Annotated in this window: 23 protein-coding genes and 1 pseudogene; 11 read left to right on the top strand and 13 right to left on the bottom strand. The window is 72.2% G+C overall.

Annotated elements, in window-relative coordinates; all coding sequences use genetic code 11:
- From OHA99_RS16365 to OHA99_RS16340, 6 genes are all read left to right on the top strand, one after another.
- The gene (locus OHA99_RS16365; RefSeq protein WP_003975453.1) at nt 1-798 is read left to right on the top strand and encodes a type III pantothenate kinase; all 798 of its coding nucleotides are present in this window, start codon (nt 1-3) and stop codon (nt 796-798) included.
- A gap of 752 nt (nt 799-1,550) precedes the next feature.
- Nucleotides 1,551-2,189: a hypothetical protein gene (locus tag OHA99_RS16360; protein WP_153178604.1), complete on the top strand. Its 639-nt coding sequence runs from the start codon at nt 1,551-1,553 to the stop codon at nt 2,187-2,189.
- Between the two features lie 23 nt (nt 2,190-2,212).
- On the top strand, nt 2,213-2,392 hold the full coding sequence (locus OHA99_RS16355) for a hypothetical protein (protein WP_042826696.1): 180 nt from the start codon (nt 2,213-2,215) through the stop codon (nt 2,390-2,392).
- A gap of 151 nt (nt 2,393-2,543) precedes the next feature.
- The gene (locus tag OHA99_RS16350) at nt 2,544-2,942 is read left to right on the top strand and encodes a BlaI/MecI/CopY family transcriptional regulator (RefSeq protein WP_078582032.1); all 399 of its coding nucleotides are present in this window, start codon (nt 2,544-2,546) and stop codon (nt 2,940-2,942) included.
- Between the two features lie 9 nt (nt 2,943-2,951).
- Entirely contained in the window at nt 2,952-3,461 is a 510-nt protein-coding gene (locus tag OHA99_RS16345; protein ID WP_153178603.1) for an amino-acid N-acetyltransferase, read from the top strand.
- 253 nt (nt 3,462-3,714) lie between these two features.
- Nucleotides 3,715-4,050 (top strand): Lsr2 family protein, encoded by a 336-nt coding sequence (locus OHA99_RS16340; protein ID WP_003975458.1) that lies wholly within the window; start codon nt 3,715-3,717, stop codon nt 4,048-4,050.
- Here the strand turns inward: OHA99_RS16340 and OHA99_RS16335 are convergent, their stop codons facing one another.
- Nucleotides 4,051-4,827 (bottom strand): SCO3374 family protein, encoded by a 777-nt coding sequence (locus OHA99_RS16335; RefSeq protein WP_153181828.1) that lies wholly within the window; start codon nt 4,825-4,827, stop codon nt 4,051-4,053. It abuts the gene before it with no gap.
- A gap of 441 nt (nt 4,828-5,268) precedes the next feature.
- Between OHA99_RS16335 and OHA99_RS16330 the strand changes: the two genes are divergently transcribed.
- Complete coding sequence (locus tag OHA99_RS16330; RefSeq protein WP_153178602.1) at nt 5,269-7,797, top strand: ATP-dependent Clp protease ATP-binding subunit; 2,529 nt, start codon at nt 5,269-5,271, stop codon at nt 7,795-7,797.
- An 85-nt stretch (nt 7,798-7,882) separates the two neighbouring features.
- Here OHA99_RS16330 and OHA99_RS16325 read toward each other — a convergent pair whose 3' ends face one another.
- The 4 genes and pseudogenes from OHA99_RS16325 to OHA99_RS16310 form a co-directional block, all read right to left on the bottom strand.
- Entirely contained in the window at nt 7,883-8,542 is a 660-nt protein-coding gene (locus tag OHA99_RS16325; protein WP_405696380.1) for an HAD family acid phosphatase, read from the bottom strand.
- A gap of 130 nt (nt 8,543-8,672) precedes the next feature.
- Complete coding sequence (locus tag OHA99_RS16320; RefSeq protein WP_405696379.1) at nt 8,673-11,264, bottom strand: NACHT domain-containing protein; 2,592 nt, start codon at nt 11,262-11,264, stop codon at nt 8,673-8,675.
- Nucleotides 11,265-11,273: 9 nt separating this feature from the next.
- On the bottom strand, nt 11,274-13,859 hold the full coding sequence (locus OHA99_RS16315) for an NACHT domain-containing protein (RefSeq protein ID WP_405696377.1): 2,586 nt from the start codon (nt 13,857-13,859) through the stop codon (nt 11,274-11,276).
- Between the two features lie 53 nt (nt 13,860-13,912).
- Nucleotides 13,913-15,132, bottom strand: a pseudogene (locus tag OHA99_RS16310) (RNA-guided endonuclease InsQ/TnpB family protein).
- A gap of 656 nt (nt 15,133-15,788) precedes the next feature.
- Between OHA99_RS16310 and OHA99_RS16305 the strand changes: the two are divergent.
- Nucleotides 15,789-16,457, top strand: coding sequence for a M23 family metallopeptidase (locus tag OHA99_RS16305; RefSeq protein WP_153178597.1), 669 nt, complete (start codon nt 15,789-15,791; stop codon nt 16,455-16,457).
- 9 nt (nt 16,458-16,466) lie between these two features.
- On the opposite strand, the gene OHA99_RS16300 is transcribed toward OHA99_RS16305, so the two are convergent.
- Nucleotides 16,467-17,066: a TetR/AcrR family transcriptional regulator gene (locus tag OHA99_RS16300; protein WP_194279975.1), complete on the bottom strand. Its 600-nt coding sequence runs from the start codon at nt 17,064-17,066 to the stop codon at nt 16,467-16,469.
- Nucleotides 17,067-17,212: 146 nt separating this feature from the next.
- Here OHA99_RS16300 and OHA99_RS16295 point away from each other — a divergent pair, with 146 nt between their 5' ends.
- Nucleotides 17,213-18,811 (top strand): MDR family MFS transporter, encoded by a 1,599-nt coding sequence (locus tag OHA99_RS16295; RefSeq protein ID WP_164383760.1) that lies wholly within the window; start codon nt 17,213-17,215, stop codon nt 18,809-18,811.
- A gap of 153 nt (nt 18,812-18,964) precedes the next feature.
- Nucleotides 18,965-19,483 (top strand): hypothetical protein, encoded by a 519-nt coding sequence (locus tag OHA99_RS16290; RefSeq protein ID WP_405696374.1) that lies wholly within the window; start codon nt 18,965-18,967, stop codon nt 19,481-19,483.
- An 84-nt stretch (nt 19,484-19,567) separates the two neighbouring features.
- Here OHA99_RS16290 and OHA99_RS16285 read toward each other — a convergent pair whose 3' ends face one another.
- A complete protein-coding gene (locus OHA99_RS16285; RefSeq protein ID WP_153178595.1) occupies nt 19,568-20,020 on the bottom strand; it encodes a hypothetical protein in 453 nt (150 codons plus the stop codon).
- Nucleotides 20,021-20,089: 69 nt separating this feature from the next.
- On the opposite strand from OHA99_RS16285, the gene OHA99_RS16280 reads away from it, so the two are divergent.
- Nucleotides 20,090-20,656, top strand: a complete 567-nt coding sequence (locus OHA99_RS16280; protein WP_405696372.1) for a YrhB domain-containing protein — start codon at nt 20,090-20,092, stop codon at nt 20,654-20,656.
- Here OHA99_RS16280 and OHA99_RS16275 read toward each other — a convergent pair.
- The 6 genes from OHA99_RS16275 to OHA99_RS16250 form a co-directional block, all read right to left on the bottom strand.
- Entirely contained in the window at nt 20,610-21,458 is an 849-nt protein-coding gene (locus OHA99_RS16275; protein WP_366474017.1) for a phosphotransferase, read from the bottom strand. The genes OHA99_RS16280 and OHA99_RS16275 overlap by 47 nt on opposite strands.
- A gap of 122 nt (nt 21,459-21,580) precedes the next feature.
- A complete protein-coding gene (cseC, locus tag OHA99_RS16270; protein ID WP_405696368.1) occupies nt 21,581-23,188 on the bottom strand; it encodes a two-component system sensor histidine kinase CseC in 1,608 nt (535 codons plus the stop codon).
- Nucleotides 23,189-23,204: 16 nt separating this feature from the next.
- Entirely contained in the window at nt 23,205-23,909 is a 705-nt protein-coding gene (cseB, locus tag OHA99_RS16265) for a two-component system response regulator CseB (protein WP_153178591.1), read from the bottom strand.
- Nucleotides 23,910-24,036: 127 nt separating this feature from the next.
- Entirely contained in the window at nt 24,037-24,735 is a 699-nt protein-coding gene (locus tag OHA99_RS16260; RefSeq protein ID WP_207627914.1) for a hypothetical protein, read from the bottom strand.
- The gene (locus tag OHA99_RS16255) at nt 24,723-25,256 is read right to left on the bottom strand and encodes a SigE family RNA polymerase sigma factor (RefSeq protein ID WP_003975479.1); all 534 of its coding nucleotides are present in this window, start codon (nt 25,254-25,256) and stop codon (nt 24,723-24,725) included. The genes OHA99_RS16260 and OHA99_RS16255 overlap by 13 nt, the downstream gene beginning before the upstream one ends.
- Before the next feature lie 282 nt (nt 25,257-25,538).
- Complete coding sequence (locus OHA99_RS16250; RefSeq protein ID WP_087790019.1) at nt 25,539-26,465, bottom strand: A/G-specific adenine glycosylase; 927 nt, start codon at nt 26,463-26,465, stop codon at nt 25,539-25,541.
- Between the last annotated feature and the right edge of the window lie 65 nt (nt 26,466-26,530).

Raw genomic sequence — 26,530 nt, 5'->3', positions numbered from 1 at the left:
ATGCTGCTGACGATCGACGTAGGCAACACGCACACCGTCCTGGGCCTCTTCGACGGCGAGGACATCGTCGAGCACTGGCGCATCTCCACGGACTCGCGCCGCACGGCCGACGAACTGGCGGTCCTCCTCCAGGGCCTCATGGGCATGCACCCCCTCCTCGGCGACGAACTGGGCGACGGCATCGACGGCATCGCCATCTGCGCGACCGTCCCCTCGGTCCTCCACGAGCTCCGCGAGGTCACCCGCCGCTACTACGGCGACGTCCCCGCGGTCCTGGTCGAACCGGGCGTCAAGACCGGCGTCCCGATCCTCACCGACCACCCCAAGGAGGTCGGCGCCGACCGCATCATCAACGCGGTCGCGGCCGTCGAGCTCTACGGCGGCCCGGCGATCGTCGTGGACTTCGGCACGGCGACGACGTTCGACGCGGTCAGCGCGCGCGGGGAGTACATCGGCGGCGTCATCGCGCCCGGCATCGAGATCTCGGTCGAGGCGCTGGGCGTCAAGGGCGCCCAGCTCCGCAAGATCGAGGTGGCGCGCCCCCGCAGCGTGATCGGCAAGAACACGGTCGAGGCGATGCAGTCCGGCATCGTGTACGGCTTCGCCGGCCAGGTCGACGGCGTCGTCAACCGCATGGCGCGGGAGCTGGCCGACGATCCGGACGACGTGACGGTCATCGCGACGGGCGGACTGGCGCCGATGGTGCTGGGCGAGTCCTCCGTGATCGACGAGCACGAGCCGTGGCTGACGCTCATGGGCCTGCGGCTGGTGTACGAACGGAACGTGTCCCGCATGTAGCCGTCCGGGCGCGGGGTGGGGTGCGCGGCCCGGCGTCGCGGGGTGCCGCCGCGCCCACCCGTGCCGCCCCAGCGGCACGACTGCCCGCAGTTGCGAGGCGGCGTGGCGCTGTTCGCGGCGACGGCGGGCGGCGAGGCGGGGCAGCGGCGCGTAGACGGCGCCGGCAGCCGCGTACGGCGGGAAGGGGCCGGGTCGGGGGGTGTCCGCCCGCAGCGGTTGGCGCGTCCGCGCCGGAAAGATCTGTGGCCGACCGATTCCGCGCCGTTCCGAGGACGGACACCCCCCGGCACGGCCCCGACCCACAACGCACCCCACGCGCCACGCGCACCCCCACAACCCGCACAGGCGCCGCAGGCATCACACCCGCACCCACACCCCACCCGCGGCAGGCTCCCGCACCCACGCCCCACCCGCGGCAGGCTCCCGCACCCACACCCCACCCGCACAGGCTCCCGCACCCCCATCGAACCCGCACAGGCGCCGCAGGCACCCGCACCCACGCCACACCCGCGCAGGCCGCCGCAGGCTCCCGCACCCCCACCGAACCCACACAGGCGCCGCAGGCACCCCGCGCCACCGCCGGAGGCACCCGCACAGGCGCCGCAGGCACCCCGTGCCACCGCCGGAGGCACCCGCACAGGCGCCGCAGGCACCCGGCGCCACCGCCGGAGGCACCGGCATCCGGGTGGGGGAGTGCGCCACACCCGTGCCCCCTATGCCGAGTTTGTCTGATTAGCGCGTATCGTCGCCGCATGCCCACGCCCTACGGACCCCGCGGCGGCATGGCGTTCGGTGCTCAGGAGCTGCGTGTGCTCCGGCGAGCCCTCGCCCTCGCCCTGAATCCCAGCCCGGCCTCGGCCCGGGAGGCCCAGGACTGCCTTCACCTCGCAGAGTCGCTGGACGAGGCGATGCGGGAGGGGGCCAGGCTGCGCGCCTTCCTGGTGGCCGACCTCGCCCGGTACCGCGCCGCCCTCCCCGGCACCGCCACCGGCTACCTCGCGCTCCTCGACGAGGCGCTGGACGCGGGCCACCGCCCCGGCGCGGACGACCTCGCCGCCCTGGGCGCCCTGCGCGGCAACCCCGCCGCGGCCGCCCTGCTGGCCCGCTGCGGCGCCGCCACGCCCACCACGCCCACCCCGGCGGCCGCGACGCCCACGGCCGCCACGGTCACGCTCCCCGCCGCGCGCACCCACCTCCACGCCGTCGCCGGCGGCCGCCGCCCCGACGGCGACCCCGCGCAGAAACCCGCCGCCCCGAAACCGGCCCCGCGCCCCGCCCCGGCCGCCCCCAAGCGCCCCGTCCCCACCCCCGGCGAGGTCTTCCCGCGCCGCAAGCCCGCCCCGCCGGCCCCACCCGCCCCGGACACCCGGCACCACCTCGCCGCCGGCTGACGGCGCCTGGCTACCCTGGTCCCATGGACTACGTCTCCGCGCTCCTGCCCCCGGCCGTGATGGCCGTCTTCTTCATCGGCTTGATCCGGGTGATCGTGAAGACCCAGGGCGGCGCCAACAAGGCCAAGGAGGACGCGGTCGTCGACGCCGCCCTCGCGCGGGCGGAGGGCGCCCGGCAGGCGTCCCCGCACCCCGAAGCCTGACCCGCACCCCGAAGCACCGCCAGGCGTACGGCCCCCGCACTCACCACCGCGGAGCCGTACGCCCCCTTTTGCGCACGTTCGCGCCCGGACGCGCACGTCCGGCACGCGATCGTCCCCATCTCCCACTATCGTTCGAAGCGTGCCTCGCCCATTGGGAGAACTCGAAGACGCGGTCATGACGAGGGTGTGGAAGTGGAACCGCCCCGTGACCGTTCGAGAAGTCCTGGAAGACCTGCAACAGGAACGGTCCATCGCGTACACCACCGTGATGACCGTTTTGGACAATCTCCATCAGAAGGGCTGGGTGCGCCGCGAGTCCGAAGGCCGGGCCTATCGATATGAGGCGGTCTCCACTCGCGCCGCCTACGCCGCCGCCCTCATGAACGACGCCTGGTCCCAGAGCGACAACCCCGCCGCGGCCCTCGTCGCCTTCTTCGGCATGATGAGCGAGGAACAGCGCCAGGCCCTGCAAGACGCCATCCGCATCGTGCAGGGACCGGAAACCCCCGCGCCGGGACCCGGCGCGGTACCGGACGGCGGCGGGCGATAGCGTCCCCCCATGCCAAATGCCATCAGCGTCCGGCGGGCCCGCACCAGCGATGTCCCGGACGTGCGCCGGCTGCTCGACGCGTACGTCCGTGACCGCATCCTGCTCGACAAAGCGATGGTGACGCTTTACGAGAGCATCCAGGAGTTCTGGGTCGCGGAACGGGACGACAACGCCGAGGTGGTCGGCTGCGGCGCTCTGCACGTGATGTGGGAAGACCTCGCGGAAGTGCGGACTCTCGCGGTGAAGCCCGGTCTGAAGGGCGCCGGCGTGGGCCACAAGCTGCTGGAGAAGTTGCTGGACACGGCACGTCGGCTGGGCGTTCGCCGCGTTTTCTGTCTCACCTTCGAAGTGGACTTCTTCAGCAAGCACGGCTTCGTGGAGATCGGGGAGACGCCCGTCGACACCGATGTGTACGCGGAGCTGCTGCGTTCCTATGACGAGGGCGTTGCGGAGTTCCTGGGTCTCGAACGAGTGAAACCGAACACCTTGGGCAACAGCCGGATGCTTCTGCATCTGTGATCGACGGGCAGCGCCGGGCGACCACCGTCGTTCGAGGTTTATTCCACCGAGGTGCCCTTCACGGGTTCCCTATGTCCGATACGCGCATGTTTCCGGCCGGAGTCGGGCTACCGGTCTCCGCCGGGGGTTTGTGTTTTTCCGGCAAAAGCGGTTTGCTTTCCGGCGTACTGCAGTACTGCATATATCAAGGGACGGCGATACGGCGGACGCCGGCGGACCCCCGGCCCTCAAGTTATCGATGAAAGGAAATCCGGTGGCACAGAAGGTTCAGGTCCTTCTTGTCGACGACCTCGACGGCGGCGAGGCAGACGAGACCGTGACGTTCGCACTGGACGGCAAGACCTACGAGATCGACCTCACCACCGCCAACGCGGACAAGCTCCGCGGTCTTCTCGACCCGTACCTGAAGGGTGGCCGTCGTACCGGGGGCCGTGCTTCGGGCGGTCGCGGCAAGGCGCGCGCCGCTTCCGGCGGCAGCCAGGACACCGCGGCGATCCGCGCCTGGGCCAAGGAGAACGGCTGGGACGTCAACGACCGCGGTCGTGTCCCCGCGAAGGTCCGCGAGGCGTACGAGCAGGCCAACGGCTGATCAGCCGACGCGCGCCACGGGCCGTGCCCGGGGTGGGGCGCCCGCGGTGAGCCGTACCCGGTGGCACTGCGTGGCCAGGGTGCGGACCAGCCGGGCGAGGTCGAGCGGGGTCCCGGCACCCCCGAGTGCCGACAGTGCCGGCAGCGAGGATTCGACCTCGCACTCCGGCTCCGGGGGTCGCAGCCAGACGGCGGCCCCCCGCAGGCCGTCGCGATCCGGGGGACGCGGCGGCAGGCCGCTCGCACCGAACCCGTCCGTGCCGTCCGTGCCGTTCGTGCTCTCCGCACCGTTCGGGCCGTCCGGGCCGGAGTCGCGTGGGCCGGGTCCAGGGGCGAGGGGCGCGTCCACGAGACCCCCCGCTCCGACCGCCGTCAGACCGAGCGGCAGCGAGCCCCAGTCCAGCCACTCCAGGAGACCGGGCAGCTCCTCCGCGCCACCCGCCGCCACGAGCAGCAGCATCCGCTCGTCCCGGACGGCCACCGGAAATCCCGGCACCGGCGCGCACGCGCCGAGCCCTCCGGCCCGCCCGAGCCGCTGCAACGTCGCGTACCCGGCCTCGGCCGGTACGTCGAGGACGTCGAAGCGGACGCCCGTGCGCAGCCGCACCGGCTCCCCGGGCGCCGTCGGCCACCCGAGCGCGTTCTCGTACCACCGCCGCGCCCGCTCCCACACCGAGCCGCCGTCCTCGGTGGTCCGGCGCGGCGACGGCACCACGGGGGATGCGAGGAGCGTGGGGGACGTGGGAGCGACGGGGACCGAGTGCGAGGCGCCGACCATGCCAAGTGCAACAGTCGAAAGAGCGCTCGGGTTACGCTGGGTGGTGTTGTGCATGCACAGAGTGTTGGTGTGGAGTGGCAAGAGGGGGCGTGCGGGGGTGCGGGGAGGCGCAAGGTTGTTCGCCCGTAGCGGAGGGAACCGGTGCGCGCGGCATGGAGTGTCAGTCCCCGCGGGTAAGACATCCCTAGTGGGAGGGGGCGACATGCAGATCGGGCCGTCTCGCGTTCGCCATCGGCGTACTGGCGAGTGGGGTAAGTGCCTGGCCTGCGGGAACATCGTCTCGCACCATCGGGTTGTGGCAGATGTCGGCGTCAGGGGTCAGGAGGCCATCGACGGTGTCGGCAGTTGGAATGAGCGGTCCCCGCTTGCGGGACTAAGCTGCGGAAGGACAGGGAGGGGAAGTTCCCCTTACTGCCTGACCGCTCTGAGGAGCGATTAACGATGTTCGAGAGGTTCACCGACCGCGCGCGGCGGGTTGTCGTCCTGGCTCAGGAAGAAGCCCGGATGCTCAACCACAACTACATCGGCACCGAGCACATCCTCCTGGGCCTGATCCACGAGGGTGAGGGTGTCGCCGCCAAGGCCCTTGAGAGCCTCGGGATTTCGCTCGAGGCGGTCCGCCAGCAGGTGGAGGAGATCATCGGCCAGGGCCAGCAGGCCCCGTCCGGCCACATCCCCTTCACCCCCCGTGCCAAGAAGGTTCTGGAGCTGTCGCTCCGCGAGGCCCTCCAGCTGGGCCACAACTACATCGGCACGGAGCACATCCTGCTCGGCCTGATCCGCGAGGGCGAGGGCGTCGCCGCCCAGGTCCTGGTCAAGCTGGGCGCAGATCTGAACCGGGTGCGGCAGCAGGTCATCCAGCTGCTCTCCGGCTACCAGGGCAAGGAGACCGCCACCGCCGGCGGTCCTGCGGAGGGCACCCCCTCCACGTCCCTGGTCCTCGACCAGTTCGGCCGGAACCTCACCCAGGCCGCTCGCGAGTCCAAGCTCGACCCGGTCATCGGGCGCGAGAAGGAGATCGAGCGGGTCATGCAGGTGCTGTCCCGCCGTACGAAGAACAACCCGGTGCTCATCGGTGAGCCCGGCGTCGGCAAGACCGCCGTCGTCGAGGGCCTCGCGCAGGCCATCGTCAAGGGCGAGGTGCCCGAGACCCTCAAGGACAAGCACCTCTACACCCTGGACCTCGGCGCCCTGGTCGCCGGCTCCCGCTACCGCGGTGACTTCGAGGAGCGCCTGAAGAAGGTCCTCAAGGAGATCCGCACCCGCGGCGACATCATCCTGTTCATCGACGAGCTGCACACGCTGGTCGGTGCGGGTGCCGCCGAGGGCGCCATCGACGCCGCGTCGATCCTCAAGCCGATGCTGGCCCGCGGTGAGCTCCAGACCATCGGTGCGACCACGCTGGACGAGTACCGCAAGCACCTGGAGAAGGACGCGGCCCTCGAGCGCCGCTTCCAGCCGATCCAGGTCGCGGAGCCGTCGCTGCCGCACACGATCGAGATCCTCAAGGGCCTGCGCGACCGCTACGAGGCCCACCACCGCGTCTCCATCACGGACGAGGCCCTCGTCCAGGCGGCGACGCTCGCCGACCGCTACATCTCGGACCGCTTCCTGCCGGACAAGGCGATCGACCTGATCGACGAGGCCGGCTCCCGGATGCGTATCCGCCGGATGACCGCGCCGCCGGACCTGCGCGAGTTCGACGAGAAGATCGCCGGCGTCCGCCGCGACAAGGAGTCCGCGATCGACTCGCAGGACTTCGAGAAGGCCGCCTCCCTGCGCGACAAGGAGAAGCAGCTCCTGGCCGCCAAGGCCAAGCGCGAGAAGGAGTGGAAGGCCGGCGACATGGACGTCGTCGCCGAGGTCGACGGCGAGCTGATCGCCGAGGTCCTCGCCACGGCGACCGGCATTCCGGTCTTCAAGCTCACGGAGGAGGAGTCGTCCCGCCTGCTGCGCATGGAGGACGAGCTCCACAAGCGGGTCATCGGCCAGAAGGACGCCGTCAAGGCGCTCTCCAAGGCGATCCGCCGTACCCGTGCCGGCCTGAAGGACCCGAAGCGTCCCGGTGGCTCGTTCATCTTCGCCGGCCCGTCCGGTGTCGGTAAGACGGAGCTGTCCAAGGCCCTCGCCGAGTTCCTCTTCGGTGACGAGGACGCGCTGATCTCCCTCGACATGTCGGAGTTCAGCGAGAAGCACACGGTCTCGCGCCTCTTCGGTTCGCCCCCCGGCTACGTGGGCTACGAGGAGGGCGGCCAGCTGACGGAGAAGGTCCGCCGCAAGCCGTTCTCGGTCGTCCTCTTCGACGAGGTCGAGAAGGCCCACCCGGACATCTTCAACAGCCTTCTCCAGATCCTGGAGGACGGTCGCCTGACCGACTCCCAGGGCCGGGTCGTGGACTTCAAGAACACGGTCATCATCATGACGACCAACCTCGGCACCCGGGACATCTCCAAGGGCTTCAACCTCGGCTTCGCCGCCGCGGGCGACACGAAGTCCAACTACGAGCGCATGAAGAACAAGGTCCAGGACGAGCTGAAGCAGCACTTCCGGCCCGAGTTCCTCAACCGTGTGGACGACGTGGTCGTCTTCCCGCAGCTCAGCCAGGACGACATCCTGCAGATCGTCGACCTGATGATCGACAAGGTCGACGAGCGCCTCAAGGACCGGGACATGGGCATCGAGCTCTCCCAGTCCGCCAAGGAGCTGCTGTCCAAGCGGGGCTACGACCCGGTGCTGGGCGCGCGTCCGCTGCGCCGCACGATCCAGCGCGAGGTCGAGGACTCGCTGTCGGAGAAGATCCTCTTCGGCGAGCTGCGTCCCGGTCACATCGTGGTCGTGGACACCGAGGGCGAGGGCGACACGGCGACCTTCACCTTCCGGGGTGAGGAGAAGTCGACCCTCCCCGACGTCCCGCCGATCGAGCAGGCGGCCGGCGGCGGCGCGGGCCCGAACCTGAGCAAGGAGGCGTAGCCCTCCGGGGTGAGCCTGGAAAGGGGCCGCCCGGGACTTCGGTCCCGGGCGGCCCCTTCCGTCTTTTGCCGTCAGAACACCAGGGTCAGGACAACTGCCCGTCGTAGTCCGGCAGCTTGAAGGTCCGTTCGGCGTGGCCGCCCGACAGGTCGGTGGCGCTGTTGCCGATGTTCGCGATGATCGTGTAGCCGTTCGACTCGATCTCGGCGCGCTGTTCGGTCTTGTACTCGGCGACGTCCTTGAACAGGTCGAGGAAGCCGCGGACGTACAGGCCCGAGGACTCGTACCCGGCGTGGGCGAGGTTCCACTCGGTGGGCGCCTCGATGATGCCCGGGCGGGCGGTCACGAAGAACAGGGCGACGCCGTGCTCCTGGGCGTACCGCGCGGCCTCCAGGACCGGCCGGTTGGCGGGCTGGGGGTAGCTGAAGCCGAAGTCGGTCTCCAGGGAGGTGTTGTCGATGTCGAGGACGATCGCCTGCTTCTCGCCGGGGGCGGAGTCGGCGATCCGCTCCTTCAGGTACGGCAGCGCCGCGTCCATCACGGCCCGGCAGTCCCGCTGCCAGGTGTCGTAGTCGACGTCGTCCGCGGCGGCGACCGCCGTGACCGACGCGGGCGGCGTCCGGGCCGGGGCGGCGACGGACGGCGTGACCGTCGCGGTGAGCGCCGCCGCGACGACGGCGGCCGTGCCCGTGGCACGCCACCAGGTACGCCGGGTCTGTCTGGTCTGTCCGGTCTGGTCGGTCATGGGGGGTGGGGTCCTCTCATGCCTGCGCGGATGCCTGACGGCACAAAGTTGTCGCGTGCATGCTTGCCCCAGCAAGTGGCCGGACGGCAACGATTGGGTTACTGAGTAGTAGTCAGTCCCCGGCCTGCGGCTACGCCGTGATCTCCACCCCGTTCGGCACGCTCCGCACCCGCGGCAGCCGGGGATTGACCCGCAGTACCCGCAGCCGGGGGAAGCCGGACAGCCACGAGAGGTCGGTGTCGGGCAGCTCCGCGTTGAGCCACAGGTGGGTCAGCCGGTCGGGGAGCAGCCCCGCCAGCAGCTCCTCGGCCCGCATCACCCCGGCCACCTGGATGCGCGCACGTCCGCCGAGTTCGCGCAGCGCCGCCAGCTCGGCGGTGTCGGAGACCGGGAAGTAGAGGCCGTCCGGGTCCAGGTGGGCGATGATCTCCTGGGCGTACCGCTCGGTGTCGAAGTGCCGCCAGCCCCGGGCCAGTTCCGCACGCACCGGCAGGGCGGCGCGGGAGCGCAGCCGGGCCAGGTAGTCGATGGCCGCGTCGTCCGCGACCCGGGTCGCGGTACAGGCGAGCAGCAGAGCCTGCCGGTCGTCGGGCACCTGGCCCGGGTCGGGCAGCAGCTCGAGCACGATGGGGCCGACCCAGCCGAGCCCTCGGGCGGCCAGCTCCGTCGTCGGGCGCACCAGGTTCTTCGTGCGGTCGTGGACCAGGCGCTGGACGGCCGGGTCGAGTTCGGCGACGTGGTCGAGGCAGGCCGCGGCCATCAGCCGGCGGTGGTTGATCTGCGGGCGGCGCAGTCCGGGCGCGGGTGCCAGCAGCCGTTCCAGGAACTGGCCGCACTCCTCGGGCCGGGCGTGGGCGGCGGCCATGCGGATGACCTCCTCCCACTCGGACTGGTGGGCGTGGTCCACCAGCGTCGGGAAGCCGCCGCGGGCGACTATCTCCTTGGCGGCCAGGTAGTCCTGGAAGGTGCGGTGGACGAAGTCGACCGACTCGCCCGACCGTTCGCGCAGCAGGCCCGTACGGTGCAGCAGGTGCCGGAAGATCGTCGCGCCGTCCCCCTGTGCGCGGGCGGCGGGCATCGCGGGCAGTGCGGCGTCCAGGATGGCGACCGCCCGTTCGCCGGTCAGCTCGGAGGCGTCCTCCTCCAGCATGGCGTGGGCCAGCTTCTGCAACAGCCGTTCCCTGGTGCTCTGCTGGAGCCGCACGTCGTCGGCGTACAGCACGTCCCGTTCGGGGTCGCGGCGCTGGAGCAGCATCTCCAGGGCGGCGTCGTACAGCTCCTTGCGGCCGCTGGGCAGGGAGCCCGCCCGGTCCCGGTTGAGGGCGCATATCAGGCCGCACATCAGGGGGTTGGTGGCGAGCTGGCGCAGCTCGCGGTAGATGCGTACGGAGTGCAGCAGCCGTTGCTCGTACTCGTCCAGTGTTCTTCGTTCCCGCTCCCGTTCCCGCCCCTGGGGGCCCGGGGAGCGGCTCTGCTCGTCCAGGCGGGCCGCCGAGTGCCAGTCCCGGATGAAGCGCGTCACCCGGTCCCGCGACATGGGCGCCAGGGACAGCTCGACGAAGTCCTCCTCGGCCAGCCCGCCCCCCGACAGCCAGCCGTCGGAGACGGCGGAGGGCCGGGAGGTGACCAGGCAGCCGTTGCCGGAGAAGACGCGCAGCAGCCGGCGCAGCCGGTCGCGCAGCTCGCCGCGCGTCTTCTCGGGCGCCTCGTCGATGCCGTCGACCAGCAGCAGCGCCCGGCCCGCGAGCAGCGTGCGCACCACCCACCCCTCCGGCGCGCGGTCGGCGAGCGGGTGCCGGACCGCGTGCAGGAAGTCGTCCGGGGCCGGGAAGCCCTCGCGGGCGAAGCGGCGTACGGGCAGCACGAAGGGGATCCGGGAGCCCTCACGGGCGGCGGCCACGGCCAGCCACTGCACCAGGGTCGTCTTGCCCGACCCGGCGCCGCCGCGCAGCAGCACCCGGTCGTGGTCCTCCAGGGCACGGTCCGCGAGCAGCACGGTGCGCTGGTCGTCCTCGGTGCCGCCCACGCCGCCGCTGCGCTCCTCCGCCTCCAGGCTCAGGTAGGTCTCCTCCAGCGGCCAACGGTCGGGCGCGTTGGGGAAGTCCACGCCGACGATGGTCAGCCAGCCGTGCCGCCGGGCCACCCACTCTGCGTACTCGGCCTCGAACGCCACGTCCTCCTCCGACCGTTCGGCGTGCCGGGCCGCCGCCTCGGCGTCGCCCAGGTCGACCAGCTGGGCGATCCGGCTCGCCCGCCCCGGCAGTTGCCGCTGGAGGTAGGCGGAGCGCCGCACCAAGTGGTGCAGGACGTGCAGGCACACCGACACGAGCAGCGCGTCGTGGAACCAGGCCGCGTCCGGCGACAGTTCCCGGTCGGCGCCCTGCACCGCGCCCCGCAGCCGCCGCGCGTAGTCCTGCGGTCCCAGGCGTACGGCGTCGGCGTCGGTGACGTCGACCTCGGCGATCGCGAGCAGCGTGCGGGCCAGGACGTCGACGACCGGGGCCAGTTCGGCGTTGGGCGCGGCGTGCCGCTCGGCGGCGAGGTGCACCAGGTCGGCGGCGGTGCGGTGGACGTCGTCCGGGGTGGCCGTGGCCCCGGCGCCGCGCCAGGTGACGAGGCCGGGGACCGGTTCGGAGAACACGGGCGGGCGGGCGGGGTCGCGGAAGAGCCGGTGGACGAGGGGGGCGGCGAGACGGGAGGGCGTGCGGACGACGGCATCCATGGATGTGGGTTACCCCTGGTGGTCGGCGGACGGGGGGACGGTTTCGTTCCGGACCGTCACTCCGGGCGGCGCCTGGCCTGCCACGGCCGGGTCCAGATCCGTGTACACGGTGACCGACCGCAGGGCGGGGAACGCGCCGAGCCAGGACAGCCCCTCCACGGGGTGCGGAGCGTCCAGGGCCAGGAGGCGCAGCCGCTCGGGGACGATCAGTGAGGTCAGGTCCTCGACGCGGTACGGGCCCCGGACGTGGATGTGCTCCCAGCCGCCCAGCGAGCGCAGCGTACGCAGGTCCTCGACCGAGTACGCGTCGACGGCGTACTGGGTGGGGAGGTGGGCGAGGATCTCGCGGGCGTACTGGTCCCGGTCGAAGCCGTGCCACGCGGCGGCCAGCTGCGTACCGACGAACGAGTCCGCGTGGTCCCGGAACCGGGACAGGAACTGGAGCGCGGCCTCGCTGTGCAGATGGGCCGCCGTCTGCACCACCCGGAACGCGGTGTCGTCGTCGAGGCCGTCCGGCCCCGGCAGCAGGCTCAGCACCAGATCGCCGCCGGCCTGCGCCACGTCCCGCGCCGCCGCCTTGGTGGCCGGCGGGACATGCGTCGCCAGCCCCTCCTCCACGTGCCTGCGCGTCCCCGGCTCCACCTCGGCCGCGTACCGCAGCCCGGCCGCCGCCAGCAGCGTCCCGCGCGGGGTGCCCAGCTCGGTCAGCCGGCGCAGCATGTGCTCCGCCTCCTTCGGCCGGGCATGGGCGAGGGCGAGCAGGATCACGTCCTCCCACTGGTCCCGGTCGGCGTGGCCGACCAGCAGGCCGAAGTCCATCTCCTGCACGGCGAGCCGGGCGCCCAGATAGTCCTGGAAGGTGCGGTGCAGGAAGTCCACCCGTCCCTCGGCGGGCTCGCGCAGCAGCCCGGAGCGCAGCAGCAGGGCCCGGTAGACCTCCTCGCCGCCGGCGCCGTCCAGGTCCAGCGCGGGCAGTGACCGCTCCACGATGCCGAGCGCCTCGTCCCGGTCCAGTTCCGCCCGGCTGTTGCGGATCAGCCACCACGCCAGCTTCTGCAACAGCTGCACCTGCGTGGCGTAGGCGAGGCGCACCCCGTCGAAGCCGTGCAGCTCCCGTTCCCGGTCCCGGCGCTCCAGGAGCATGGTCAGGGCGGCCTCGTAGAGCGACCTGCGGTCCTGGGGCAGGAAACCGCGCCGGTCGCGGTGCAGGGCGCACAGCATGCCGCACATCAGCGGGTTGGTGGCCAGCCCGGTCAGCTCCGGGGTGCCGCGCACGGAGGCCAGCAGGGACGCGCCGACCGACTCGTCCACCTCGGCCGCCCGGTGCCAGCGCCGTACGAAGGTGGCGACGCCCTCGCGGCCCATCGGGGCGAGGACGAGTTCGCTGAAGCCCTCGGCGGCCAGCCAGTCCTCCGGTACGGCGGAGGGCCGCGAGGTGACCAGCCACAGGTTCCCGGGGAAGGCCCGCACCAGCTCGCGCAGCCAGCGCCGGGCGGCGGCACGGCGGTCCCCGGCGACCTCGTCGATGCCGTCGACCAGCAGCACCCCGCGCCGGGCCCGCAGCACGCGCTCCACCCACCCCGGGGGCTGCTCCCCGGCGACGGGACAGCCGACCGCGCGCAGGAAGTCGCCGGGGAAGGGCAGCTCGGCGTCCGGCCGGACGATCCGGCGCATCGGCAGCACGAACGGCACCTGCCCGATGAGGTGGGGCAGCCCGTGGTCGTAGACCCGGCTCGCCGCCGTGACCGCGAGCCACTGCACGAGGGTGGTCTTGCCGGACCCGGCGACGCCGCGCAGGAACACCTGGTCGTGACCGGCGAGGACCTGCTCGGCGGCCACGGTCGGGTACTCCGGGCCCCGGCTCCCGCCCCGCCCCGCCTGCGGCCGGGTCGCCTCCAGGCTCAGATAGGCCGTGTCCAGCGGCCACTCCCGGGTCCCGGCGTCCAGCCCGTAGATGGTGAGGGTGCCGTACCGGGTGGTGATGTGGTCCGCGTAGCGCTCCTCGAACCCGGCGTCCTCGGCCGACCGGGACGGCAGCCGCTCCAGCAGTACGTCGACGGCCTGGACCAGCCGGGCCAGCTGCTGCGCCTGGACGGTCTGCCGGCGGGCGACGTAGGTGGAGCGCTGGGTGAGGAAGTTCAGGATGTGCAGCGAGGCGGTGTGCAGCAGCCGCTCGTACAGCAGCGTGCCGCCCTCGCCGAGCCCGTACGGGGCCAGCGGCACGCCCGCGCTCAGCTCGCGGGCGAAGCGCTCGGGGCCGAGCCCGACGGCCTCGTAGTCCTCGACGGTGATCTCGCCGAGCCGGGCGAGCGTGCGGGCCAGGGCGTCCTTGACGACCGCGGCCTCGGCGGCGCCGACGGGCTCCTCACCGGGGCCCGCGGCGGCCAGCGCCCTGCGGACCAGCTCTCCGGCGATCTTCTCGACGTCCTTGGGCGTGACGGTCCGCTTCTCGCCCCGGAAGGACACCAGCGCCGATATCCGCACCGGGCGGTCCACCAGACCCGCTCCCGGCCCGTCCCGGACGAAGAGCCGGCGGACGAGCGGAGTGACCGCACTGGACGCGACACGGGCCCCGAGTGCTGTGACGTCGACCATGTTCCGAGCCTAGTTGAATCCTCCCCTCCCAAAAGGGGCTGGGGATTTCTGGCTCAGGCTGCCTCCTGGAGCGGCGCTCCAGGAGGTCTTCCGCCTTCGGCGCCAGCCGGGTTGAGACCAGCCCGGACGAGCATGACGCGTGCGGAGTTCTTGTCCCGTGGGGAGACGGTTCCGCAGGCGGTGCAGGTGTGGGTGCGTTCACCCAGCGGCAGTGCGTGCTTGGCTCTCGCTCCGCACTGCGCGCAGTCCATCGTGGTGTACGCGGGGTGGACCAGGCGGATGTCCCGCCCGTACTTGCGTCCCATCTCGATCAGGGCGGCCTTGGTGGCGCCGATCGCGGCGTCCGCGGCCTTGCGGGCCATGTTTGTCCTGGCCAGGAACCTCGGGCGGAAGTCCTCCACCGCGACGGTGTCATGGTCGCGGACGACCTTCTTGGCCCACTTGCGGCCGGTGTCCGCACGCTGCCGGGCGACCTTCTTGTGCGCCTTCGCCCGCAGCCTCTTCGCCGTCCGGTAGCCCCTCGGTGCGGACGTCCCTTTCTTCGGCCTGCGGCGGGCCATCATCCGGTCGTAGCGGGTGAGTTTCTCCTTCGCCTTCCCACCGTGCGAGGGGTGCGGCAGGTCGTGCGCGTCGGACGTGGTGGTCGCCGTCTCCCGCACGCCCCAGTCGACACCGAGGACGCGGCCCTCGCAGGCAGGGGCTGGACCTGGGCGGGGACGACGAAGGAGGTGTACCAGTGCCCGAGGCTGTCCTGGTACACGCGGACCGAGGACGGCTCGTCGGGCAGCTCCCGCGACCACACCACGTTCAGGACGATGCCGCCCGCCAGGTGCAGCCGGCCGTCCTTCAGCCGGAACCCGCGCCGGGTGTAGTTCAGGGTTGCCGGCGACTCACGCCTGGTCTTCCACGTCGGCATCCCGGCCCGGCGCGCCACAGGCAGGCCCTCGGTGATGTCCTTGTGCGCCTTGGCGCGGGAGCGGCCGAAGTCGCGGATGACCTGCTGCTGGGGAACCGACGAGCCCTCCCGCAGCCACGGGGTACGCGCACGGGCCCCGGTCAGCGTCCTGTCCAGCTGCGCCGGACCGCACGTGGCCTTCTCGCCGGTGGCCCTGTTGTGCAGGTGTACGGCCCTGGACTTGGCGACGCACTCGTTCCACAGCCAGCGACACCGGCCCCACTCCGCCGCCAGCAGGGCACGAGCCGCGGACGACACCCGCAACCGGTACGTGTACCGGGCATGCCCGACCTTCTCATCCGTCCCCGCCTGCGCCATCTCGCACCCCCTTCACGGCCTGTGGCCGGGACACCGTGCCGTCCCGAACCCTGCAAAGGACCATACGTACGACAGCCGCACACACACCCGCCGATACCGCAACCACCACCCCGACCAGCGATCACAGGTACGCGTGTTCGTTTCGCCTTGGCCGTGCTGGTAGCCGTACGGGCGCTCCGCGCCCGGGGCTGGGCTTCGGCGACGCCCCGCGTCGCCATACTCGGATGTGATCCTCCCCGGCGTGAACACCGGAGCCTCCTCCTGGGAATCAGGTGAACCCCCTTGTGCGGGGGCGGGTTAGCCGGGACGGGAGTAGCCCCCGTCACATTCGGGGGCCTTTCGATCATGGCCGCCGGTGACGTGCCGCACAGGCCGATTGCCCTGTACTACGGGGAATAGTGGAAGCCGCAAGAACTACGAAAACGGACATACCGGGGTGGCGTGAGGGGCGATTTCCGGGTTTCTGACCTGGTTCTGTCCGTAATGACGGCTCTGGGGCGGGTCGGGAAGTTTCCCTCTGAAGTACTAAATAGGGTCGTAGGTCACACCTTTGTGCGGTTCGGGGTCGCCGGGTTACCAAGGTTGAGCCCGCCCGGTGAGCGCCTTGTGCGTCCCGCCGGTGGGCATTCCTCTGCACCCGTCCCCATGAGGTTCGAATGTTCCCGCGTGTCACGTCCCGTTCTTCCCGTACGACCATCCGCACCCGCGCCGCGGTGATGGCCGCCGGCCTCGGAGCCTCGGTCGCACTGGGAGCCGGGGTCGCGGCCGCCACCGGCACCACGGCGGCCTCCAGCACCACCTCCGCCGCGAGCGCGGTGGAGGCCCAGGCCGCCGCGCAGGCCAAGGCGGCGAAGGCCGAGAAGGCCTCCGCGAGCACGAAGAAGACCGCCACCAAGAAGAAGGCCGCCTCCTGGGTGGACCCGGTCAAGAAGTACGCGCTGAGCGCCGGCTTCGCCCAGAACGGCGGCATGTGGGCGCACAAGCACAGCGGCCAGGACTTCGCCGTGCCGGTCGGCACCAACGTCGTCGCCACGCACGGCGGCACCGTGGTCAAGGCCGGCGGCAACGGCGCCGGTGACGGCCCCGCCTACGGCAACGCGATCGTGATCAAGCACGGCAACGGCACGTACTCCCAGTACGCGCACCTGTCCAAGGTCAACGTGAAGATCGGCCAGGTCGTGAAGACCGGCCAGTCGATCGCCAAGTCCGGCAACACCGGCAACTCCAGCGGCCCCCACCTGCACTTCGAGATCCGCACGACCGCGAACTACGGCTCGGCCGTCGACCCGGTCGCCTTCCTGAAGTCCAAGGGCGTGACCGTCTGAGGGGCGTGACTACGCTCCCGCGGCTCCCCGATGGGCCTGGGTGATCAGATCGGTGGCGACCTCGAGAACGGCTGCACGCTGTTCCTCGGGGTCGCCTTCGAGGTCCCGGAGCACGAACATCCCGGCGTGCAGGGTGAACAGCGCGCTGATGCAGCGGACCTGGTCGACCAGGTCCGCCTCGGGGTCCATGAGGATGTCGCGCAGGCCGAACATCCTGGTCTTGAACAGCTCGCCGATGCGCAGGTCCCGCACCGTCGCCTGGTTCTCCTGCATGAAGCGGAACAGCGGCGCCGCGCCGGCCAGCGCCTCGCTGTAGCCGCGGATGATCTTCTGCTTCGTCTCCAGGGTGTGCGGCTGCTCCCGCCCCCACTCGATCAGGTGCTCCAGCGGCCGTGAGAGGTCCTCGAAGATGCTGACGAGGATCTCTTCCTTGGTCTTGAAGTGGTAGTAGAGCGCGGCCTTGGTCACGTCCAGACGCTCGGCGATCTCGCGCAGGGAGGTCTTCTCGTACCCCTGCTCCGCGAAGAGCTCGAGCGCGACGTCCTGGATGCGCTGGCGGGTGTCCCCGCGGCGTCGCTGCTGCTTGGTGCCGTTCATTGTGCCGCCCATCCTCCTACGCACCTCCTGCCCCGCGCACTTTCCGAAAAACTTACTTGACGACCGGCTAGTTACGCGCCTACCTTTCCCAGTGTAGACAACTTGCCGGGCGGCAAGTAAGTGCAAGTGGCACAGCGGTAGCTGGGGGAGTAGGAGAGATGGCGGACAAGACGGAGGCGGCGACCGGCGGAGCCGGCACCGTGAAGCAACCGAGGAGCGTACGGGTCGTCCTGCTCGCCCTCATGATCGCGATGATGCTCGCGATGCTCGACAACATGATCATCGGCACCGCGATGCCCACGATCGTCGGCGAGCTGGGCGGCCTGGAGCACCTCTCCTGGGTCGTCACCGCCTACACCCTGGCCACCGCGGCCTCCACCCCGCTGTGGGGCAAGCTCGGCGACATGTACGGGCGCAAGGGCGTCTTCATGACGTCGATCGTGATCTTCCTGGCCGGCTCGGCGCTCAGCGGTATGGCCCAGGACATGGGCCAGCTCATCGGCTTCCGCGCGATCCAGGGTCTGGGCGCCGGCGGTCTGATGGTCGGCGTCATGGCCATCATCGGCGACCTGATACCGCCCAGGGAGCGCGGCAAGTACCAGGGCATGATCGCCGGAGTCATGGCGCTCTCGATGATCGGCGGACCGCTGGTCGGCGGCACCATCACCGACAACTGGGGCTGGCGCTGGTCCTTCTACATCAACATCCCGCTCGGCGTGATCGCGCTGATCGCCATCAGCGCCGTACTGCACCTGCCGAAGAAGCGCAGCAAGGCGCGGATCGACTATCCGGGCGCCGCGCTGCTGACCGTCGGCATCACCGCCATCGTGCTCGTCACCACCTGGGGCGGCACCGAGTACGCCTGGACCTCGGCGCGGATCATGGAGCTGATCGGCATCGGCGTCGCCGCGCTGGTCGGGTTCGTGTTCTGGCAGACCAGGGCCGCGGAGCCGATCCTGCCGCTGCACATCTTCCGCAGCCGCAACTTCACGCTGATGTCCGTCATCGGCTTCATCGTCGGCTTCGTGATGTTCGGCGCCACCCTCTTCCTGCCGCTGTACCAGCAGTCGGTGCAGGGCGCGTCCGCCACCAACTCGGGCCTGCTGCTCCTGCCCATGCTGGGCGCGATGCTCGTCACGTCGATGGTCGCGGGCCGGGTCACCACCAACACCGGCCGCTACAAGATCTTCCCCGTCGCGGGCGGCGCGCTGATGACGGTCGGCCTGTTCCTCCTGTCCACCATGGACACCGACACCACCCGCTTCACCTCCGGCCTGTACATGGCCGTCGTCGGCCTCGGCATGGGCTGCCTGATGCAGATCACGATGCTGGTGGCGCAGAACAGCGTGGAGATGAAGGACATGGGCGTCGCGTCCTCCTCCACCACCCTCTTCCGCACCCTCGGCTCCTCCTTCGGTGTCGCGATCATGGGCGCCCTGTTCAACAGCCGCGTCCAGGACGCCATGGCCGAGCGGGCCCCGGAGGGCGCCAAGGCGACGGAGCAGTCGGCGACGCTGACCGCGGACGCGCTGAACGCCCTGCCGGCGGCGATCCGCGACGCCTACCAGCACGCGGTGTCCTCCGGCACCCACGGCGCGTTCCTGCTGGGCTCCGCGGTGGCGGTGCTCGCGCTGGTCGCGGCGTTCTTCGTCAAGGAGGTCCCGCTGAAGGGCGCGGGCCCGAAGCCGGCCGACGCCCCGGCCGACGGCGACGGCGACCCGGTCACGGCGAAGGCGCCGGTGACCGAGGCGGTCTGACCGCGCGGCGAGCCGTCGCCCGCCCCCTCGACCGGCCCCCGGGTGGATTCGTCCGCCCGGGGGCCTCGTCGTGCGCCGCATAGGCTGACCCGCAGGACTCCGGGGGCGGTCACCGGGCCGGGGCCGGGGCCGACACAGGGACGGGGCAGGGGCATGGACAGGGACGAGAACGGCAGGACCGGACCCCCGCGGCGCTCGGAGTGGGCCACCGCCGCCGGAACGGCCTTCCTCCCGGTCACGGCGGTCGTCCTGGCAGGTGTGGAGGCCGCGCTGCCGTGGTGGCCGGTGACCGGACCGGCCGTGCTGACCGCCGGGCTCGCCGGCTGGGCCGGAGTACGGATCGGCCGGCGCCGAGCCGTACGGCGTGAAGCGCTGGAGCCGGGGGAGAAGGTTCTCGGCACCTACACCGTCCGGCCCCCGTACCGCGAGCACACGCCGCCCGCGGCGCACGAGGGGCCGCAGTACCAGCTGGTGGTGACCAGTCGCGGCCTTCAGATGTGGGAGCGCTCCGCGTTGCTGTGGCGCCACCCCTGGCCGGAGCTGCGCGTCCTCACCGACGGCCCGCGCCTGCGCGTCCACCACGAGGGGCGCGAGGCCGCCCACCTGCTCCTCGAACCACCGGGCGCCGCACAAGAGGTACGCCTCGCCGCCACCCGGCACGCGACCGGTTGACGGAGTCGGTCACGGCCGCGGCGACGACTCGCCCGCCGTGCCGACGCACGCGAACCACACCGTCTTGCCCCGCCCGCCCGCCCGCTACCGCTCATCGCGCTCCGCCTGCCGGGCGAGAAATTCCTCGAACGCCGCCTTCTGCTTCGGGTCCATGAAGCCCTGGCGGACGTTGCGGGCCTTCTCCTCCAGCCAGTGCGCCTCGGCGGGGTCGATCAGCTCCGCGACCACCACGCCGTCCCGGACGACCGCCGTACGCCCACCGACGCGACGCCGGAAGAGCGTGAACGGCCCGAACTGCTCGGGGTGAGCCGGCTCGGGCCCCTCCGCCCGCTCTCCCGCCGGGTACGCGGTGGGCGCCCAGTGCTCCCAGAGCGCCAGCGTCGCCGCGGGCACCAGCACCCCGTGCAGCAAAGGCCGGTCCTTGTCCCGCACGACGGTGACCATGACCGGCGCACCGGCGGCCGCGGCCAGCCCCAGCACCCGCTCCACCTCGTCGTTGACCGGATGGCTGACCTCTGCTTCGATCCGTATGCTCACGGCGGCTCAGGCTACGGGCATCCCGTTCCTGCCCCTGTGACACCCGCGTACAGGGGAGGTGCCGCACGCGTGATCGAGCGGGATGTCGCGGTCCGGATCGTCGAAGAAGAGCTGGAGCGCACCTACCGGAGGGAGTCGGCGGCGGGCCTCGCCCCCGGGCGCATGGCTGTGGCAGGCGTGGAGGCGCACGAGCTGGCGTGGATCGTCGACTGGACGTCCGAGGAGTACCTGCGGACCGGGGACGATCGGTTCCTGCTGGCCGGAAACGGGCCCTACCTGGTCGACCGCGTGGACGGAAGCCTCCACTCGATCGGCGTCCTCTCCGCCATGAGCGGGGCGTGGGAGGCGGACTACCGGGTCCGCGTCCGGAAACAGACCGTGCGGACCGCGGTGGACGATCTGCACGACGAGGTGCGGGCGGCGACGGTCGGACGGGGACGGGTCCACGCCGTGCGCGTTCTCCGGCGGAGGGTGCCCGAACTGTCTCCCGCCCAGGCCGTCGCCTATGTGGCGGCCCTGGACGCAGGCGCCGCACCGGCACACCTCGTGGCGGTCGCCGCCGCGCGGCTCGTGCCGCCCGTGGACCCGGTCATGTCGGTGCGGACCATCCGCGGAGCGCGGCCCGCACCCGGTTGAGCCCCTCCGCCCTCCAGTGGTCCCGGTCGGGCATCTGGTCGTCCCGGCGCCAGCGCCAGGCCGAGAACAGCGCCCAGTTCAGGGCGCGGCACCGGTCGATCAGACCCTGGTCGGCCCCCGCGTAGTGCTGTCCCACCTCTTCCGGGGCGTGGGCGAGGTCGAACTCGACCGGCCCGCGGCAGCAGGTGGCGAGGTCGATGAAGAGCGGGCCCCGTTTCGTGTTGAGGAGGTTGCCCGGATGCGGTTCGCCGTGCAGCAGTTGGTCACCGGCCCGGTCGGCGCCGATCTCCGCGCTCAGCCCGCCGAGGGTGTCGCCGAGGAATGCCCGGTCGGCGTCGGGCAGCTCGGGGGAACGCTGCCGGTCACCCACCTCTCTGAGGGCCGCGGCGACCCGATCGGTGAAGTGCGGTGCAGTGGCCAGGTCGATCCGGCGCAGGGCGGCATGATGGCGTCGGAAGGCGTCCGCGTAGGCGGCCGGCGCGATCTCCGCGGGCAACGGTTCGTAGTAGGTCCAGAGCGAGACGGCGAAGGCGTCCCGTACGTGGACCCGGGGGGAGACCCCGGGTGCGAGCTCACCCACCGGAGCGTCGGTCTCGGCGAGACGGCGGGCGACCTCCACCTCGAACGCGGAGTCGGCCAGATGACCCATGGGCGCGACCCGTGCCAGGACGTCGCACGGGAGCAGGCGCAGCGCGATCCGGTCCGAGTCGTGGACGACGGCCACGTCGGTGACGTCAAGGCCCAGCTCCGCAGCGGTCGCCCGGCCCGCCTCGATCGCTCGGCGGAGCTCCGATGGCTCCATGTGGTTGGTCCCCCTCGATGTCGACGTGGCACTCCTGACCCGGCGGGAAGCATTCCACGACGGGACCCGCACCGTCCCCGGGTTTTCCGGGCAGCCGCAGGCGTTCGGCCGCCCCCGGCACGTCAGCGTCTCGGGGACGCCTCCCGCGACGACGACGAAGCCGCCGCCCCGCTGCCCGACCGGTCCTGGCCCGACCGGTCCGGCAGCATCGGGTAGCTGCCCGTGTTCGTCGGCGCGTGTTCCGGCAGCCACAGGACGGCGACCGCGCCCTCGGCCGGTACGTGGGCGGGGGCGCCGGCCGGGCGGACGTTGCGGAAGGTGAGGCGGGCGCCCAGGACCCTGGCCTGACCGGCGGCGATGGTCAGGCCGAGGCCGTGTCCGCGGCCCGCCCGGTCCGTGCTGCCGGTGCGGAACCGGCTCGGTCCCTCGGCCAGCAGGTCCTCGGGGAACCCCGGCCCGTGGTCCCGGACCCGGATCACCCGGCCCTCGACGCTCACCTCGACGGGGGAGCGGCCGTGCCGGGCGGCGTTGGCGAGCAGGTTGAACAGCACGCGCTCCAGGCGGCGCGGGTCGGTGGTGACCTCCGACTCGTGGATCACCCGCACCTCGACGGCCGGGTCCTTGGCGCCGACCCGCCGGGACACGAAGTGGCCGAGCATGATGTCCTGCAACTCCGCCCGCTCCGAGGCCCCGTCGAGGCGGGCCACCTCCAGGACGTCCTCGACCAGCGTGCGCATCGCCTTCGCCCGGTCCAGGACCAGCTCGGTCGGCCGGCCCGGCGGCAGCAGTTCGGCGGCCGTGAGCAGACCGGTCACCGGGGTGCGCAGCTCGTGCGCGATGTCCGCGGTGACCCGGCGCTCGGCCTCGATCCGCTGCTGCAACGCGTCCGCCATCGCGTCCACGGCACGCGCGACGTCGTCCGTCTCGTCCCGCACCACGCCGCCGATGGCGTCCCGCACCCGGACCTCCGCCTCGCCGCCCGCGACCCGGTTCGCGGCGGCGGCGGCCTTGCGCAGCCGGCGCGACAACTGGCCGCCGATGAGCACGCCGAGCGCGCTGCCGCCGAGGACGACCGCGATCGAGCCGATGACCAGGGCCTGGTCCAGGTCGCTGAGGATGTCCGCGCTGCGGTCGGTGAAGCCGGAGTGCAGCGACATCACGTGCCCGTCCTTGAGCGGCACGGCCGCCCAGATGTCCGTCACGCCGTTCGCCCGCTCCGAGACGAACGTGGCCCGCCGCCCCGCCTCGACCTTGCGGCGCAGCTCCGGCGGCAGGGCGGGGTCGTCGATCTGGGCGTTGGGGAAGTTCTGCCGCCCGGACAGCTCGTAGTTGCGCTGGGCGATCAGGACCCGGTCGTCCGCGAGGTCACGGGCGTTGTCGAGCATCGAGACCCGGGCGGCGTTGTGCACGACCAGGCTCAGCGCGATCGCCACCAGCGCGCCGACCAGCGCGATGGCCGCGCTCAGCTTCCAGCGCAGCCCGGTGCGGACCCCGCGGGCGGCGAGACCGCGGGCGACGAGACCGCGCGCACGGGCGGCCGGCCCCGTACGCCCGCCCGGGCCCGCCTGCTCGTCCCGGCCCGCGCGCTCGCCCGGACGCGCGCGTCCGCCCGGACCCGTGCGCCCACCCGGTCCCGCGTACTCACCCGGTCCCACGTACTCACCCGGCCCCGTGTGGTCGTACGGGCGCCCCGGAGGCGAGGCGGTCCGGCGTCGGAAGAACCCCCGCATATCCCTGTATCCCCGCTCAGGCCTTCAACTTGTAGCCGAAGCCGCGGACCGTCTCGATCCGGTCCTGGCCGATCTTGGTGCGCAGCCGCTGCACATGCACGTCGACGACCCGGGTGTCCCCGCCCCAGCCGTAGTCCCACACCCGCTCCAGCAGCTTGTCGCGCGAGAGCACGGTGCCCGGCGCGGAGGAGAACTCCAGCAGCAGCCGCATCTCGGTCGGGGTGAGCCCCACCGGCCGCCCCGCCCGGCGCACCTCCATGCCGTCGGTGTCCACCTCGAGGTCGCCGAAGCTGAGCACGCCCCCCGTCTCCGCGGCGCCGCCCGGCTCCCCCCGCCCGCCGCCCCCGGCGTGGCCGAAGCGGCGCAGCACCGCCCGGATCCGGGCGACCAGCACGGCCCCGTCGAACGGCTTGGTCACGTAGTCGTCGGCGCCGGCCTCCAGGCCGAGCACCACGTCGATGGAGTCCGCACGCGCCGACAGCATGATCACCGGTACCGTGGACTCGTCCCGGATACGGCGGCACAGACTGACGCCGTCGAGGCCGGGGAGCATGACGTCGAGGAGGGCGATGTCGGGACGGTCGGCCCGGAAGGACTCCAGGCCCGAGAGCCCGTCGGGCATCGCGGTGACCGCGAAACCGTCCCGCTCCAGGGCGAGCTGGGTGGCCTCGCGGATGACGTCGTCGTCCTCGACGAACAGGACGTGGGTCTGGTCTGCCATCCCGGTGCTCTCAGTCCTCATGGTGTGGTCGGGTCGAACGGGGTGCCGGACCGGCCGCGCACCGCCTGCACCCGGTCATCGGTGCGAGCGGCCCGATCGGTTCACGCCGGCCGGCGGGACGGGCGGGTCAGCCGTCCGGCTCGGGGGCCGGGGTGGGCGCGCTCCCCGCGGCCTTGCTGTAGTCGTTGTGGGTGCGGTACTCCTCGGTGAACCGGCCCGACGCCCAGCGGTACGTGATCACGTTGTCGCTGGACGGACTCGACACCGGGTCCTCCTTGTCGTACACCTGCTTGGTCACCACCAGGTCGCCGCGGTCGATCTCCGCGTAGACCGGCGGTGCCTCGGCCTTGAACACGTTCCGGTATCCGCCGTCCTCCTCGCGGTACACGTAGCTGCCCACTCCCACCGTGTCACCGCAGGTCAGCACGTTGACGACGACGTCGTCCACCGAGCCGCCGGTCAGCCTGCCGTAGGACACGTCGACGGGGTACTCGTCGGCGACGCACGGCTTCAGCTCGCGCTTGACCTCCGCGGAGACCTTGGGATCGGCCTTGACGAGCCGCACCGGGTCCACGCGGTCGGGGACCTTCGAAGGGGACGCCTTCGCCGCCGGCTCGGGGGACGCGGAGGCGGCGCCCCCCACCGTGTCCGCGTGGGCCGGGCCCTCGTCCCGGGCGCCGGTGCCGCCGGTCCCGCAGCCGGAAAGGGAAACGCCGAGGGCGACGAACACGGCCACCGCCGCACTCGCCGCCTGCGTGGTTCTCCGGGGCTCCCCGGACGTCCCCCGGGGCACCCCGGGTTTCCGACCGTCGGTCAGGCCGCGCAACGCTCCCGCTCCTCACGCTCCAGCGCCCGCGCGTCCAGATCGCGGGCGACCAGCTCCTCGCGGAGCCGGGCGAGCGCGCGGTGCAGCGTGCTCTTGACCGTTCCCGCCGACATGCCGAGGGCGGCGGCGGTCTCCTCCGTGGACATCTGCTCCCAGTGTCGCAGCACCACGACGCTGCGCTGCTTCGGGGCGAGCACCTTCAGGACGTCCATCAGCAGGGCGCGGTCCGCGTGCTGCTCGGTGGCGTCGTCCATGGGGGACTCGGGGAGCTGCTCGGTCGGCACCTCCTCCAGCTTCCGCGCCCGCCACCACTCGGTCCGCGTGTTGATCATGACCCGGCGCAGGTAGGCGTCCGCGAGCCGCTTGTCCTCGATGGTCTCCCAGCGCCCGTACGTCCGCGCCAGCGCGGTCTGGAGCAGGTCCTGGGCGTCGACGGGGTCGGGGACCAGGCGCCGGGCGCTGCGCAGCAGCGCGTCCTGCCGGGTGCGGACGTACTCCTCGAACTCGAGCACCTCGCCCATGTCAACCGCCTTCCGATCCCCGTATGCCGACGGTGGTCATCCGCCGGCCCACTGACTGTGGTCCGTAGTCGTGCCGTGCCCTCTGGGCACGCAAACGAAGGTAGGGAAGCGTTGTCACGGCGCTGTGCGATGCAGCCTGCGGCGAACCCTCGGCTGTCCGTCGGTTGTGTAACGGAAGTAGGAACCGGGTAAATCGATGGCCCACTTGATGGCGACATGGGGTGATTTGCCCGGCGGTGCGGCTGTCACAGAGACCCCCGAAGTCTCCGTGACGACGGTGCGTCAGCTCAGCGGCAGCCGGTACAGCCCGTCCGCCAGCGGCTCCACCAGGCCGTCGGCCACGAGGCCGTCCAGGGCGCGGGCCCGCTGGACCGGCTCCTGCCACACCTGGTCCAGGGCCGCCTGCGGCACCGGTCCGGTCGCCTCGCGGAGCACCGCGAGCAGCCGCCCGCGCACCTGCCGGTCGGTGCCCGCGTACGTCTGGCCGCGCCGCGGCGGGCCGTCGTGCGCCGGTTTGCCGGCCAGCCGCCAGGCGCACCGGGCCGCGATCGGGCAGCGGTGGCACGACTCGTTCTTCGCCGTGCAGACCAGGGCTCCCAGCTCCATCGAGGCGGCGGCCCAGCGGGCGGCGCTCGCCTCCTCGTCGGGCAGCAGCGCACGGGCCAGCTTCCGCTCGGCGGCGGTGGTGGCGTTCGGCGGGTACTGCACGCCGGTGACCGCGCGGGCGAAGACCCGGCGGACGTTGGTGTCCAGTACGGCGTGCCGCTGGCCGTAGGCGAAGGAGGCGACCGCGGCGGCCGTGTACTCGCCGATGCCGGGCAGCGCGAGGAGCTGGGCGTGGTCGGCGGGCACGTCGCCGCCGTGCCGTTCCGTTATGGCCACTGCGGCGCCGTGCAGGCGCAGGGCACGGCGCGGGTAGCCGAGCCGGCCCCAGGCCCGCACGGCCTCACCGGGTGCCTCGGCGGCGAGGTCGGCGGGGCGCGGCCAGCGGGCCAGCCACTGCTCGTACACGGGCTGGACGCGGCTGACCGGGGTCTGCTGGAGCATGAACTCGCTGACCATCACGCCCCAGGCGCCGGCCTCCGGGCGCCGCCACGGCAGATCGCGGGCGTGATCGTCGAACCAGTCGATGACGGGGGCGTGCAGCGGCACGCCGGACGGGGCGGGGTCGGAGGGTCCGCCTGGCGAGGGCTTCGTGGGCGCAGTCATGACCCTCCGATCCTGCCACGGGAGGGCCTCCGCACGGGAACACCGCCACCCGGTGGCGGGCGGGG

It is taken from the genome of Streptomyces coelicoflavus, assembly GCF_045041415.1.
Lineage (GTDB): Bacteria > Actinomycetota > Actinomycetes > Streptomycetales > Streptomycetaceae > Streptomyces > Streptomyces coelicoflavus.
This window is presented reverse-complemented; position numbering and strand designations above follow the sequence as displayed.

Coding starts and splice junctions, on each gene's coding strand:
- OHA99_RS16320 (WP_405696379.1), bottom strand. CDS start 11,264: ATGGATGCCGTCGTCCGCACGCCCTCCCGTCTCGCCGCCCCCCTCGTC.
- OHA99_RS16300 (WP_194279975.1), bottom strand. CDS start 17,066: ATGGGCGGCACAATGAACGGCACCAAGCAGCAGCGACGCCGCGGGGAC.
- OHA99_RS16305 (WP_153178597.1), top strand. CDS start 15,789: ATGTTCCCGCGTGTCACGTCCCGTTCTTCCCGTACGACCATCCGCACC.
- OHA99_RS16365 (WP_003975453.1), top strand. CDS start 1: ATGCTGCTGACGATCGACGTAGGCAACACGCACACCGTCCTGGGCCTC.
- OHA99_RS16345 (WP_153178603.1), top strand. CDS start 2,952: ATGCCAAATGCCATCAGCGTCCGGCGGGCCCGCACCAGCGATGTCCCG.
- cseB (WP_153178591.1), bottom strand. CDS start 23,909: ATGGCAGACCAGACCCACGTCCTGTTCGTCGAGGACGACGACGTCATC.
- OHA99_RS16355 (WP_042826696.1), top strand. CDS start 2,213: ATGGACTACGTCTCCGCGCTCCTGCCCCCGGCCGTGATGGCCGTCTTC.
- OHA99_RS16325 (WP_405696380.1), bottom strand. CDS start 8,542: ATGACCGACCAGACCGGACAGACCAGACAGACCCGGCGTACCTGGTGG.
- cseC (WP_405696368.1), bottom strand. CDS start 23,188: ATGCGGGGGTTCTTCCGACGCCGGACCGCCTCGCCTCCGGGGCGCCCG.
- OHA99_RS16295 (WP_164383760.1), top strand. CDS start 17,213: ATGGCGGACAAGACGGAGGCGGCGACCGGCGGAGCCGGCACCGTGAAG.
- OHA99_RS16275 (WP_366474017.1), bottom strand. CDS start 21,458: ATGGAGCCATCGGAGCTCCGCCGAGCGATCGAGGCGGGCCGGGCGACC.
- OHA99_RS16330 (WP_153178602.1), top strand. CDS start 5,269: ATGTTCGAGAGGTTCACCGACCGCGCGCGGCGGGTTGTCGTCCTGGCT.
- OHA99_RS16335 (WP_153181828.1), bottom strand. CDS start 4,827: ATGGTCGGCGCCTCGCACTCGGTCCCCGTCGCTCCCACGTCCCCCACG.
- OHA99_RS16360 (WP_153178604.1), top strand. CDS start 1,551: ATGCCCACGCCCTACGGACCCCGCGGCGGCATGGCGTTCGGTGCTCAG.
- OHA99_RS16315 (WP_405696377.1), bottom strand. CDS start 13,859: ATGGTCGACGTCACAGCACTCGGGGCCCGTGTCGCGTCCAGTGCGGTC.
- OHA99_RS16290 (WP_405696374.1), top strand. CDS start 18,965: ATGGACAGGGACGAGAACGGCAGGACCGGACCCCCGCGGCGCTCGGAG.
- OHA99_RS16250 (WP_087790019.1), bottom strand. CDS start 26,465: ATGACTGCGCCCACGAAGCCCTCGCCAGGCGGACCCTCCGACCCCGCC.
- OHA99_RS16255 (WP_003975479.1), bottom strand. CDS start 25,256: ATGGGCGAGGTGCTCGAGTTCGAGGAGTACGTCCGCACCCGGCAGGAC.